Source organism: Pseudomonas sp. GW458-11-26-14-LB4 (assembly GCF_059423925.1).
Genome location: NZ_JBWKYU010000012.1, coordinates 150,522 through 162,825 on the forward strand (window position 1 = coordinate 150,522; position 12,304 = coordinate 162,825).

Sequence of the window (12,304 nt, forward strand, 5' to 3'; positions counted from 1 at the left end):
GCTCCACGAAAAATTGATCGACGGGCATGCGATTCATATGACGGCGATAATATGCGGAGTTCCAACCGTGCGATAGCACTATTGATCTGAATGATTAAGGGTCAAAAGGCAGGCGAAAAAAATCGCAGCTCGAGGGCTGCGATTTTTGTGTTTCAGCTCAGGGCTTTTTCAATCGCCGTAATCACCGAAGGATCATCCGGCGCCGTGCGCGGCGAGAATCGGGCCAGTACCCGACCGTCCTTGCCGAGCAGGAATTTCTCGAAATTCCAGGTGATATCACCGGGAAACTCCGCGCCCTCGCCCGCCAGCAGGCGGTAGAGCTGATGACGGTCGTGACCGTTGACTTCGAGCTTTTTCGACAACGGAAAACTCACGCCATAGTTGAGGCTGCAGAATTCCTGGATCTCCTGCTCACTGCCCGGTTCCTGACCGGCAAACTGGTTGCACGGCAGGCCCAGCACACTGAAGCCTTTGCCTTTGTATTGCTGATAAAGGTTTTCCAGCGCCGCGTACTGTGGGGTCAAGCCGCATTTGGAGGCGACGTTGACCACCAGCACGACTTGGCCCTTGAAGGGTGCCAGCGGTAGCTCCTGACCATCCAGGGCTGTCAACTTAAGGTCGTGAAAAGCACTCATGACGAACTCCAGATTCCCGTTTTCTACTCGAAACAGCCACTTGGCGAGGCCACCAAGGACAGCCGCGGACTAAAAAGGCGCCCTCGGGCGCCTCTCCAGTACTCGAAGCTTAGCGCAGAAAATCAGTGGTGATGGCCACCTTCGCCATGGACGTGACCATGAGCGATTTCTTCCTGGCTGGCGTCACGGATGGCAACGACCTTCACTTTGAAGTTCAGGCGCTGACCGGCCAGCGGATGGTTGCCGTCGACAGTGACGTCGTCGCCGTCCAGGTCACGGATGGTGACGATCTGCATCTGGCCGTCCGGCGCCGAAGCGTGGAACTGCATGCCGACTTCCAGCTCGTCAACGCCTTCGAACATGCTGCGGCTCAGGGTGCTGACCAATTCAGCGGCGTATTCGCCGTAGGCATCTTCCGGCTCGACGGACACTTCCAGATCGTTACCGACTTCTTTACCTTCCAGGGCTTTTTCCAGACCCGGGATGATGTTGCCTGCGCCATGCAGGTAGACCAGCGGAGCGCCGCCGGCGGAGCTGTCGATGACCTCACCAGCGTCGTTGGTCAGGGTATAGTCGATGGAGACAGCCTTATTGGCGGCGATCAGCATGGGGCGAGACCTTTTGCATAAGAATGAAGAACGGACAAGTCTAAACAAGGATTTGCCCGAAAGCGAACAGAACCCGGACAGACGGGATCGATTGGCGCCCGTGACCGTCACCGGATTCCATCAGGACGAGGACGGCCACTGGGTCGCCGAACTGTCCTGCGGCCACACCCAGCACCTGCGCCACCAGCCGCCGTGGCAGTCGAGAGCATGGGTGCTGGACGCAATGCAACGTATTGAAAAAATAGGCCAACCCTTTGCTTGCGGTTGGTGCGCTCAAGGCTCGGTTAGCGATAACCTTGGCGACTGAAATTCGGCAGATCGGCACACAGAGGCGATCGCCATTGCCATGCACCCTTAGAGAATCCGCATGCAAACTTTTTTTATCGCGCCCACCGATTTTGGTGTGGGTCTGACCTCCATCAGCCTCGGGCTGGTGCGCACGCTGGAGCGGGCCGGGCTGAAAGTCGGCTTCTTCAAACCGATCGCCCAGCCGCATCCGGGCGACACCGGCCCTGAGCGCTCCACCGAACTGGTGGCCCGCACCCACGGCCTGAAACCGCCGCAGCCACTGGGCCTGGCCCACGTCGAGCGGATGCTCGGCGACGGCCAGCTCGACGAGTTGCTCGAAGAAATCATCACCCTCTACCAGCAGGCCGCCATCGGCAAAGACGTGCTGGTCGTCGAAGGCATGGTGCCGACCCGCAGCGCCAGCTACGCCGCGCGGGTCAACCTGCACCTGGCCAAGAGCCTGGATGCCGAGGTGATTCTGGTCTCGGCCCCGGAAAACGAAGTGCTGACCGAACTGTCCGGCCGCGTCGAGTTGCAGGCGCAACTGTTCGGTGGACCGAAAGACCCGAAAGTCCTCGGCGTGATCCTCAACAAGGTCAAGACCGACGAAAGCATGGACGCCTTCGCCGCGCGTCTGAAAGAGCATTCTCCGTTGCTGCGCACCGGTGATTTCCGTCTGCTCGGCTGCATTCCGTTCCAGCCCGAACTCAACGCCCCGCGCACCCGCGACGTCGCCGACCTGATGGGCGCCCAGGTGCTCAACGCCGGCGACTACGAAACCCGGCGCATGACCAAGACCATCATTTGCGCACGCACGATGCGCAACACCGTGGACCTGCTCAAGCCCGGCGTGCTGGTGGTGACCCCCGGCGATCGCGACGACATCATCCTCGCCGTCAGTCTCGCCGCTATCAACGGCGTGCCGCTGGCCGGCCTGCTGCTGACCAGCGATACCCTGCCGGATCCGCGCATCATGGACTTGTGCCGTGGCGCGTTGCAGGCCGGTCTGCCGGTGCTGTCGGTGAGCACCGGCTCCTACGACACCGCCAACCTGCTCAACGGCCTGAACAAGGAAATCCCCGTCGATGACCGCGAACGCGCGGAGATCATCACCGACTTCGTCGCCAGCCATCTGGACGCCAACTGGTTGCACCAGCGCTGCGGCACGCCACGGGAAATGCGCCTGTCGCCGGCGGTGTTCCGCTATCAATTGATTCAACGCGCCCAGGCCGCCAACAAACGTATCGTTCTGCCCGAAGGCAGCGAGCCGTTCACCGTGCAAGCAGCGGCGATCTGTCAGGAACGCGGGATTGCCCGTTGCGTGCTGCTGGCCAAACCGGCAGACGTCGAAGCCGTCGCCCGGGCCCAGGGCATCGTGCTGCCGCCGGGGCTGGAAATTCTCGATCCGGATCTGATCCGCGAGCGCTACGTCGAGCCGATGGTCGCCTTGCGCAAGAGCAAAAGCCTCAATGCGCCGATGGCCGAGCAGCAACTGGAAGACACCGTGGTGATCGGCACCATGATGCTCGCGCTGGATGAAGTCGACGGCCTGGTCTCCGGCATCATCAACACCACCGCCAACACCATCCGCCCTGCGCTTCAGCTGATCAAGACCGCGCCGGGCTGTACGCTGGTGTCGTCGGTGTTCTTCATGCTGTTCCCCGAGGAGGTGCTGGTCTACGGCGACTGCGTGATGAACCCGCACCCGAGCGCCAGCGAACTGGCCGAAATCGCCCTGCAAAGCGCCGACTCGGCCGCCGCCTTTGGCATCACCCCGCGCGTGGCGATGATCAGCTACTCCAGCGGCGAATCCGCCACTGGCGAGGAAGTCGAGAAGGTCCGTGAAGCCACCCTGCTCGCCCACGAACAACAGCACTCGCTGCTGATTGACGGGCCGTTGCAGTACGACGCCGCCGCCAACGAAACCGTGGCCCGGCAACTGGCGCCGAACAGCCAGGTGGCCGGTCGCGCCACGGTGTTCGTGTTCCCCGACCTCAACACCGGCAACACCACCCACAAAGCCGTGCAGCGCAGCGCCGATTGCGTCAGCCTCGGCCCGATGCTGCAAGGCCTGCGCAAACCGGTGAACGATCTGCCGCGCGGCGCGCAGGTCGACGACATCGTCTACACCATCGCCCTGACCGCGATTCAGGCTGCCAACCGACCTCTGGATATCTGACCCGATGCTGGCTTTCCTCCCTGCCACCCTGCGCGGCGTGATCGCCGCGCTGCTGCTGGCGCTGAACACGATCCTGCTGTGCTCGTTCCTGTTTCTCGTGGCGCTGATCAAAGTGCTGCCGTTCGACCTCGCTCGCCGCGCCTCGCGCTGGCTGATGAGCCACACCCACGAAGCCTGGATCAGCAACAACAAAGGCTGGATGAACCTGGTCCGCCGCACCCGCTGGCACCTCAGCGGCCTGCAAGGCCTGGACTACCAGCACTCGTACCTGATCACCAGCAACCACCAGAGCTGGGTCGACATCCTGGTGCTGCAATACGTGCTCAACCGACGCATCCAGCCGCTGAAGTTCTTCCTCAAACAGGAACTGATCTGGGTCCCGGTCATCGGCCTGGCGTGGTGGACACTGGGCTTCCCGTTCATGAAGCGCTATTCGAAGGCGTACCTGGAAAAACACCCGGAAAAGAAAGGCAAAGACCTGGAAACCACTCGCAAGACCTGCGCGAAATTCCGCGACAACCCGGTAGGCATCTTCAACTTCGTTGAAGGCACACGCTTCACCGAGGGCAAACACGCGCAGCAGCAATCACCGTTCAAATACTTGCTCAAACCAAAGGCCGGCGGCATTGCCTTCGTACTGGATGCGATGGGCGAACAACTGGAATCGATCGTCAACGTCACCATCCACTACCCCGGCGGACGCCCTGGCTTCTGGGACCTGCTGTGCGGCAACGTCCGAGACGTAGTAGTGCACTTCGAAGAACTGAAAATCCCACCGCAGTACATCGGCAAAAACTACGACCAGGACGGCGAATACCGCCTGCAATTCCAGGGCTGGATCAACCAATTGTGGCAAGACAAGGATGCGCTGCTCGAGCAGATGCACCGCGAATATCCCAACCGACGCTGATCCCCCCTGTGGGAACACCTGACAGAAATTGGTCGTCTGTCAGGCCGCCATCGCCAGCAGGCTGGCTCCCACAGGAAAACAGTTCGCTTTCAGTTTTTGGCTTTTCGCCTCACACCACTCAACACAATGAGCGTTAGCTCGAGTACCGCTCTTGACGTGCCGGCCCCTTCGGCCGGCTGAGTGGAGGGATTCATCCGGGGGGGGAGCGCAGCGACCGTGCGGCGCAGCCGCATGCATCGAGAGGAGGTGCAGCGAAGCAAACCGTAGGCGATGCCCCCGGATGAATCCCGGAGCGAAGGAACACCGAGCCACAGCGAGGTGCCGAACGCCGGGGCCCAGCCTTTTGGTTACTTTTTGGCGTTTGAAAAAGTGACCCGCTGTAAGAGCGGAACCGCCAGCCGCAGCACCAGAAAAAACGGATATTCACCCCAAACAACCCAAAAAAAAGCCCGCCAATGATCACTCATCGGCGGGCTTTTTCATTCGCAGCTAACGCTTAAATCGCACCACGCTTACGCAACAGATCCAACACCTGCTTCACACTTTCATCCAGCGACAACGACTGAGTATCGATCACCAGATCAGCATCCAGCGGCACGTCATAGGGGAACGACTCACCCGGAATGTTATCGCCACCCGCAGCATACAAACCTTGCGGATCACGCTCGGCGCACACAGTCGGCGAAGCCTGAACATAAACCGTCAGCAAACGCTCCTTGCCAATCAGATCCTTCGCCTGCTCACGACCTTCAGCACTCGGCGCCACAAACGCCGCAAGCGTCAGCAGACCCGCTTCGTTGAACTGACGCGCCACATGCGCGGCACGACGCCAGTTCTCGGTGCGACCCGCGCGATCCTGCGGCAGCCCCTTATTGAGGTCATGACGCAGATTCTGACCATCCAGCACAAACACCGCACGACCGAGGTCGAACAGCTTGCGCTCGACCGCATACGCCAAGGTGCTCTTGCCCGCACCGGACAGGCCGCTGAACAGCACGGTGGCCGGTTGCTGACCGAAACGCTGAGCGCGCTCTTCGGTCGCTACATGGGCCAGTTTGCCGTGGTGCGTAGCCGTGCCATGGGTCACCGGCTGAGCGACGATCATACCGGCGCCTACAGTGCCGTTGGTCAAACGGTCGATGACGATAAACGCGCCGGTGGTGCGGTTGCTGTCGTAACCGTCGAGGGCGATCGGCGCGTCGAGCGCGATCTTCACCTTGCCGATTTCGTTGAGCTGCAACGCGCTCGCCGGGCCTTCTTCGAGGGTGTTGACGTCGACCTTGTTGACGATGCTGGCAATGGAGCCCGGCACGTAACTGGTGGCGCGCTTGATGTCGTATTTCTTGCCCGGCAGCATTGGCTCTTCAGCCATCCACACCAGCATCGCTTCGAAGCTGTCGGTCACTGGCGGAACGTTATCGGCGTGTACCAGCAGGTCGCCACGGGAGATGTCGATTTCGTCTTCCATGGTCAGCGTTACCGCCTGGCCAGGACCTGCGTGTTCCAGTTCACCTTCGAAGGTGACGATGGATTTCACGCGGCTGCTCTTGCCCGACGGCAGGACCACGACTTCGTCGCCCTTCTTGACGATGCCGCTGGCGAGGGTGCCGGCGAAACCGCGGAAGTTCAGGTTCGGACGGTTGACGTACTGCACCGGGAAACGCAGATCGGTGAAGTTGCGATCACCCGCCACTTCCACGGTCTCGAGGATTTCCATCAGCGACTGGCCGGTGTACCACGGCGAACGCTCGGACTTGTTCACCACGTTGTCGCCCTTGAGAGCGGACATCGGCACGAAGTGCATGCTCGTCGGCTTCATCTTCAAGCCTTCGGCGAACTTCAGGTAGTCGGCCTTGATCGATTCGAACACGCCCTGATCGAAGCCCTTGAGGTCCATCTTGTTGATGGCGACGACGATGTGCTTGATGCCCAGCAACGAGGCAATGAAGCTGTGGCGACGGGTCTGGGTCTGCACGCCGTAACGGGCGTCGACCAGGATGATCGCCAGGTCACAGGTGGACGCACCGGTGGCCATGTTGCGGGTGTACTGCTCATGGCCGGGGGTGTCGGCGATGATGAATTTGCGCTTGGCGGTGGAGAAATAGCGGTAGGCGACATCGATGGTGATGCCCTGCTCACGCTCGGCCTGCAGGCCGTCGACCAGCAATGCCAGGTCGATGTCGTCACCGGTGGTGCCGACTTTCTTCGAATCGCGGGTGATGGCTTCGAGGTGATCTTCGTAGATCATCTTCGAGTCGTGCAGCAGGCGCCCGATCAGGGTGCTCTTGCCGTCATCGACGTTACCGCAGGTCAAAAAGCGCAGCAGCTCTTTACGTTCGTGCTGGCCCAGGTAGGCGAGGATGTCCTCGCTGATCAAATCAGATGCGTGCGACATGACAACCCCTTAGAAATAACCCTGACGTTTCTTGTCTTCCATCGAGCCTGCGCCATCGTGGTCGATGACCCGGCCCTGGCGCTCGGAAGTTCGCGTCAGGAGCATTTCCTGAATGATGTCCGTCAGGCTTTCGGCCTCGGACTCCACCGCGCCCGTCAACGGGTAGCAGCCAAGGGTACGGAAACGCACTTTCTTTTTGACGATGCGCGCCTTGTCCTCGTCGGACAGGTGCTCGAGGATGCGCTCGTCGTCGATCATGATCAGCGTGCCGTTCTTCTCGATCACTTCGCGTTCGGCCGCAAAGTACAGCGGTACGATCGGGATGCCTTCGAGGTAGATGTACTGCCAGATGTCCAGTTCGGTCCAGTTCGACAGCGGGAACACACGAATGGATTCGCCCTTGTTGACCTTGCCGTTGTAGACGTTCCACAGCTCGGGACGCTGGTTCTTCGGGTCCCAGCGGTGTTTGCTGTCACGGAACGAGTAGACGCGCTCCTTGGCGCGGGACTTCTCTTCATCGCGACGGGCACCGCCGAAAGCGGCGTCGAAACCATGCTTGTCGAGTGCCTGCTTCAGGCCCTCGGTTTTCATGATGTCGGTGTGCTTGGCGCTGCCGTGGGTGAACGGGTTGATGTTCTGCGCCACGCCATCGGGGTTGATGTGAGTGATGAGGTCCAGGCCAAGCTCTTCGACCATCTTGTCGCGGAACTTGTACATTTCCTGGAATTTCCAGCGGGTGTCGACGTGCATCACCGGAAACGGCAGTTTGCCCGGGAAGAACGCCTTGCGTGCCAGATGCAGCATCACGGCGGAGTCTTTACCGATGGAGTACAGCATCACCGGGTTGTCGAACTCGGCGGCCACCTCGCGGATGATGTGGATGCTTTCCGCCTCCAGCTGTTTCAGATGCGTCAGTTTGTCGACCATGGCTACTCACGAAAGCTTTCTTATGAACGGCCAGCGGGCCGTGTTCGAGCGAGGAATCCTAGCACAGCGACCTCTTCTAATCAGGACGCCAACTAGATCGAAAGGGTATATGAATATGCCCGCCCGTTCGGGTGCTTTCAGGCAAAAGTCAGATCGGATTCGGGCAGTCGATGAAGATGTGCTCGAGGGCGAAACGCTTCGCCAGATAGTCGCCCAGCGCCTGCACGCCGTAGCGTTCGGTGGCGTGGTGGCCGGCGGCGATGAAGCTGATGTCGTTTTCCCGGGCGCTGTGGAATGTCTGCTCGGAGGCTTCACCGCTGATGAACAGATCGACGCCGGCGGCGATGGCGTTGTCGATGTAACCCTGGCCGCCGCCAGTGCACCAGCCGACCCGACGGATCATCGCGCTGCCTTCGACCAGCAGCGGCTCGCGGCCCATGACTTCCTGCACTTTGCGGGCGAAGTCACGCGGGGTCATCGGCTCGCTCAGCGAACCGACCAGACCGACGATCTTCAGGTTGTCCGGATCCAGTGGCCCCTCGACGGTGATGTCCAGCTGACGGGCCAATTGCACGTTGTTGCCGACGTCCGGGTGCAGATCCAGCGGCAGGTGATAACCGAGCAGACTGATGTCGTGCTTGAGCAGCGTCTTCAGTCGGCGCTGCTTCATGCCGGTGATGCACGGGTTCTCGCCCTTCCAGAAATAACCGTGATGCACCAGCACCAGATCGGCTTCGGCCTCGACGGCGGCATCGAGCAGCGCCTGACTGGCAGTGACGCCGCTGACGATGCGCATCACCTGCGGACGGCCCTCGACCTGCAGGCCGTTGGGGCAATAATCGGCAATTTTCGCACTGCCGAGGTAACGGTCGGCTTCTTCGACCAGGGTGCTCAGGGCGACGGCCATGAAAGACTCCTAAATATCCCGTTCAGAGGCACGCGCGGCCTCGTATAATGCGCGACATTATGGGCGGTCTGACCCCGCCTGCAACTTTTCCAGGACGTGCTTAATGCTCAAGGCGCTGCGTTTTTTCGGCTGGCCGCTGTTGGCCGGCGTGCTTATCGCTCTGTTGATTATTCAGCGTTACCCGCAGTGGGTCGGGCTTCCGAGCCTCGACGTCAACCTGCAACAGGCCCCGCAGACCACCAGCGTGCAGCAGGGGCCGGTGTCCTATGCCGACGCGGTGACCATCGCCGCGCCGTCGGTGGTGAACCTCTACACCACCAAAGTCATCAACAAGCCAAGCCATCCGCTGTTCGAAGACCCGCAGTTCCGCCGTTTCTTCGGTGACAATTCGCCGAAGCAGAAGCGCATGGAATCGAGCCTCGGCTCCGGCGTGATCATGAGCCCGGAAGGCTACATCCTGACCAACAACCACGTCACCAGCGGCGCCGACCAGATCGTCGTGGCGCTCAAGGACGGTCGCGAAACCCTGGCCCGAGTGATCGGCAGCGACCCGGAAACCGACCTCGCGGTCCTGAAGATCGACCTGAAAACCCTGCCTTCGATTACCGTCGGCCGTTCCGACAATATCCGCATCGGCGACGTCGCACTGGCCATCGGTAACCCGTTCGGCGTCGGCCAGACCGTGACCATGGGCATCATCAGCGCCACCGGCCGCAACCAGTTGGGCCTGAACAACTACGAAGACTTCATCCAGACCGACGCGGCGATCAACCCGGGCAACTCCGGCGGTGCGCTGGTCGACGCCAACGGCAACCTCACCGGCATCAACACCGCGATCTTCTCCAAGTCCGGCGGCTCGCAAGGCATCGGCTTCGCGATCCCGGTGAAACTGGCGATGGAAGTGATGAAGTCGATCATCGAGCACGGTCAGGTGATTCGCGGCTGGCTGGGCATTGAAGTGCAACCGCTGACCCAGGAACTGGCCGAGTCGTTTGGCCTGTCCGGGCGTCCGGGAATCGTGGTGGCGGGGATTTTCCGCGACGGCCCGGCCCAGAAGGCCGGTCTGCAACTGGGTGACGTGATCCTGAGCATTGACGGCGAACCGGCCGGTGATGGCCGCAAATCGATGAACCAGGTGGCGCGGATCAAGCCGACCGACAAGGTCACGATTCAGGTGATGCGCAATGGCAAGGAGATCAAGCTCACGGCTGAAATCGGTCTGCGTCCGCCGCCGGCGCCGGTGAAGGAAAAAGAAGAGTAAGACTTTGTTCGCGTCACTGACGCGAATAACAGACATTCTCAACAGGCATGTTATATTGTTTCAATTAGCACATTGGAACAACATAACATGTCATCTCGAAAAAAGGCCTCCCTCCTCGGCCTTACCCTTGGCCTGCTGGGCGACCCTGCGTTTGCCGATGAACCGCAAACGCTTGAACTCGACGCCATCAGCGTCATCTCCGATTACGAATCCCCTGCCGGCCCGGTCAAAGGCTATCGCGCTACCCGCTCATCCAGCGCCACCAAAACCGACACCGCGATCCGCGATATTCCGCAGGCCATCAGCGTGGTGCCCGCCAGCGTGCTCAAGGATCTGGGCAGCACCAGCGTAGAACGCGCGCTGGATTTCGCCGGTGGCGTGTCGAAGCAAAACAACTTCGGTGGCCTGACGCTTTACGAATACAGCGTGCGCGGCTTCACCACCTCTGAGTTTTACCAGGACGGCTTCAGCGCCAACCGTGGTTATCCGAGCACACCGGACGCCGCCAACATCGAGCGCATCGAAGTGCTAAAAGGACCGGCCGCCAGCCTGTATGGCCGAGGTGATCCGGGTGGCACGGTAAACATCGTCACCAAAAAACCGCAGCCCGAGCCCTTCACCACCCTGCAAACCAGCGCTGGCAGTTGGGATCGCTATCGCACCGCGCTGGACGTCAACACGCCGCTGGATGATCAGGGTGATGTGCTGTCGCGGATCAACCTCGCAGTCGAGGACAACAACAGTTTTCGCGACCACGTCGACAGTAAACGTGTATTCGTTGCCCCCTCTTTCAGTTGGCAGTTGAACCCGGACACCAGCCTGCTGGTGGAGAGCGAATTCGTGCGTCATAGCTCGACCTTCGACCGCGGCATCGTTGCGCCAAACAATAAATGGAGCGGCGTCTCGCGCTCGACATTCCTGGGTGAGCCGAACGACGGCAACATCGACAACCACAACAACAGACTGCAAGCCACACTTGAGCACCACCTCAACGATGCCTGGAAACTGCGCCTGGCCAGCCATTACAAGGAAGGCAAACTCTGGGGTTTCGCCTCCGAAAACCGTCCCTTGAATGCCGATGGCCACACCGTCAACCGCCGCTATCGCGAACGCGATACCAACTGGCACGACAGCATCACCCAACTGGAACTGCGCGGTCTGTTCGACCTCGGCACCTGGCAGCACGAACTGCTGATCGGCAGCGAGTACGAGAACTTCCGCAAGAACGAGCGCGTCACCACCATCGCCGGCGGGCCTTACGCCATCGATATCTATAACCCGGTGTACGGCCAGCCCAAACCCAACGGCGCACGCTCTGGTACAGACTTCTTCGAACACGTCGAAAGCCATGCGCTGAACCTGCAGGATCAAATCGTCTTCAGCGAAAAACTGCGCGGGATGATCGGGGCGCGATTCGAGCACTTCGAGCAAACCATCGATGACCACAGCCGCAACACCACCAGCCGCCAGACCCACGACGCGCTCACCCAACGTGCCGGCCTGCTCTATCAACTGACACCGGACACCGGCCTGTTCGCCAACGCCTCGACCTCATTCAAACCGAACAACGGCCTCGATGCGGCTGGCAAATCCTTCGATCCGGAAGAAGGCGTGGGTTACGAAATCGGGATCAAGAACGAGCTGTTCGACGAACGTTTAAGCAGCACCCTCGCCTTCTTCCATATCGACAAGGAAAACGTCCTCGCCCTCGACCCGGGCACCGATACCAGCCGCGCCATGGGCAAGGCCCGCAGCCGGGGTTTCGATCTGCAGGTCACCGGGCAAGTCACCGACGCCGTCAGGGTGATCGGCGCCTTCGCCTGGATCGACGCCGAAGTGACCAAGGGGGATGCCGCGATCCCCGCCGGTAGCCGCATCCTCGGGGTCGCCAAACGCAGCGGCAGCGTGCTGGGTGTCTACGAGTTTCAGGACGGTCGCTTGCGCGGCTCGGATATCGGCGCGGCGTTCACTTACGTCGGTGACCGCTCAGGTGAGTCCGGCAGCGATTTCGAGCTGCCGGCCTATCACACCGTCGACCTGCTGGCCCATTACAAGGCCAGCGACACCGTCACTCTCGGCCTGAACCTGAACAACCTGTTCGACGAAAAGTACTACGAGCGCTCGTACAGCAACTATTGGGTCAACCCCGGCGAGCCGCGCAATTTCACGGTCAGCCTGACATTCAACCTGTAAA

10 protein-coding genes are annotated in these 12,304 nt (G+C 60.6%); 5 read left to right on the top strand and 5 right to left on the bottom strand.

The window, feature by feature from the left end:
• Nucleotides 1-152: 152 nt before the first annotated feature.
• Both AC07XZ_RS17620 and AC07XZ_RS17625 read right to left on the bottom strand, forming a co-directional pair.
• Entirely contained in the window at nucleotides 153-635 is a 483-nt protein-coding gene (locus AC07XZ_RS17620) for a glutathione peroxidase (protein WP_007959082.1), read from the bottom strand.
• 122 nt (nucleotides 636-757) lie between these two features.
• The gene (locus tag AC07XZ_RS17625) at nucleotides 758-1,243 is read right to left on the bottom strand and encodes an FKBP-type peptidyl-prolyl cis-trans isomerase (protein WP_011332490.1); all 486 of its coding nucleotides are present in this window, start codon (nucleotides 1,241-1,243) and stop codon (nucleotides 758-760) included.
• Between AC07XZ_RS17625 and AC07XZ_RS17630 the strand changes: the two genes are divergently transcribed.
• The 3 genes from AC07XZ_RS17630 to yihG are packed head-to-tail and all read left to right on the top strand — an operon-like array spanning nucleotide 1,212 to nucleotide 4,620.
• Nucleotides 1,212-1,550 carry a DUF3565 domain-containing protein gene (locus AC07XZ_RS17630; RefSeq protein WP_085746941.1) on the top strand — a complete coding sequence of 113 codons (339 nt, stop codon included), beginning with the start codon at nucleotides 1,212-1,214 and terminating at the stop codon, nucleotides 1,548-1,550. The two genes, AC07XZ_RS17625 and AC07XZ_RS17630, sit on opposite strands and share 32 nt — an antisense overlap.
• Before the next feature lie 60 nt (nucleotides 1,551-1,610).
• A complete protein-coding gene (gene pta, locus AC07XZ_RS17635; protein ID WP_007959085.1) occupies nucleotides 1,611-3,710 on the top strand; it encodes a phosphate acetyltransferase in 2,100 nt (699 codons plus the stop codon).
• Between the two features lie 4 nt (nucleotides 3,711-3,714).
• The gene (yihG, locus tag AC07XZ_RS17640) at nucleotides 3,715-4,620 is read left to right on the top strand and encodes a 1-acylglycerol-3-phosphate O-acyltransferase, YihG family (protein WP_102686875.1); all 906 of its coding nucleotides are present in this window, start codon (nucleotides 3,715-3,717) and stop codon (nucleotides 4,618-4,620) included.
• Nucleotides 4,621-5,116: 496 nt separating this feature from the next.
• On the opposite strand, the gene cysN is transcribed toward yihG, so the two are convergent.
• The 3 genes from cysN to AC07XZ_RS17655 form a co-directional block, all read right to left on the bottom strand.
• Nucleotides 5,117-7,015: a sulfate adenylyltransferase subunit CysN gene (gene cysN, locus AC07XZ_RS17645; protein WP_085666894.1), complete on the bottom strand. Its 1,899-nt coding sequence runs from the start codon at nucleotides 7,013-7,015 to the stop codon at nucleotides 5,117-5,119.
• Between the two features lie 9 nt (nucleotides 7,016-7,024).
• Nucleotides 7,025-7,942 (bottom strand): sulfate adenylyltransferase subunit CysD, encoded by a 918-nt coding sequence (gene cysD, locus AC07XZ_RS17650; RefSeq protein ID WP_007912374.1) that lies wholly within the window; start codon nucleotides 7,940-7,942, stop codon nucleotides 7,025-7,027.
• 148 nt (nucleotides 7,943-8,090) lie between these two features.
• Nucleotides 8,091-8,849, bottom strand: a complete 759-nt coding sequence (locus tag AC07XZ_RS17655; RefSeq protein WP_085746939.1) for a Nif3-like dinuclear metal center hexameric protein — start codon at nucleotides 8,847-8,849, stop codon at nucleotides 8,091-8,093.
• Nucleotides 8,850-8,952: 103 nt separating this feature from the next.
• On the opposite strand from AC07XZ_RS17655, the gene algW reads away from it, so the two are divergent.
• Nucleotides 8,953-10,110 (top strand): Do family serine endopeptidase AlgW, encoded by a 1,158-nt coding sequence (gene algW, locus AC07XZ_RS17660; protein WP_085746938.1) that lies wholly within the window; start codon nucleotides 8,953-8,955, stop codon nucleotides 10,108-10,110.
• Nucleotides 10,111-10,197: 87 nt separating this feature from the next.
• The gene (locus tag AC07XZ_RS17665) at nucleotides 10,198-12,303 is read left to right on the top strand and encodes a TonB-dependent siderophore receptor (protein WP_102686874.1); all 2,106 of its coding nucleotides are present in this window, start codon (nucleotides 10,198-10,200) and stop codon (nucleotides 12,301-12,303) included.
• Nucleotide 12,304 lies beyond the last annotated feature (1 nt).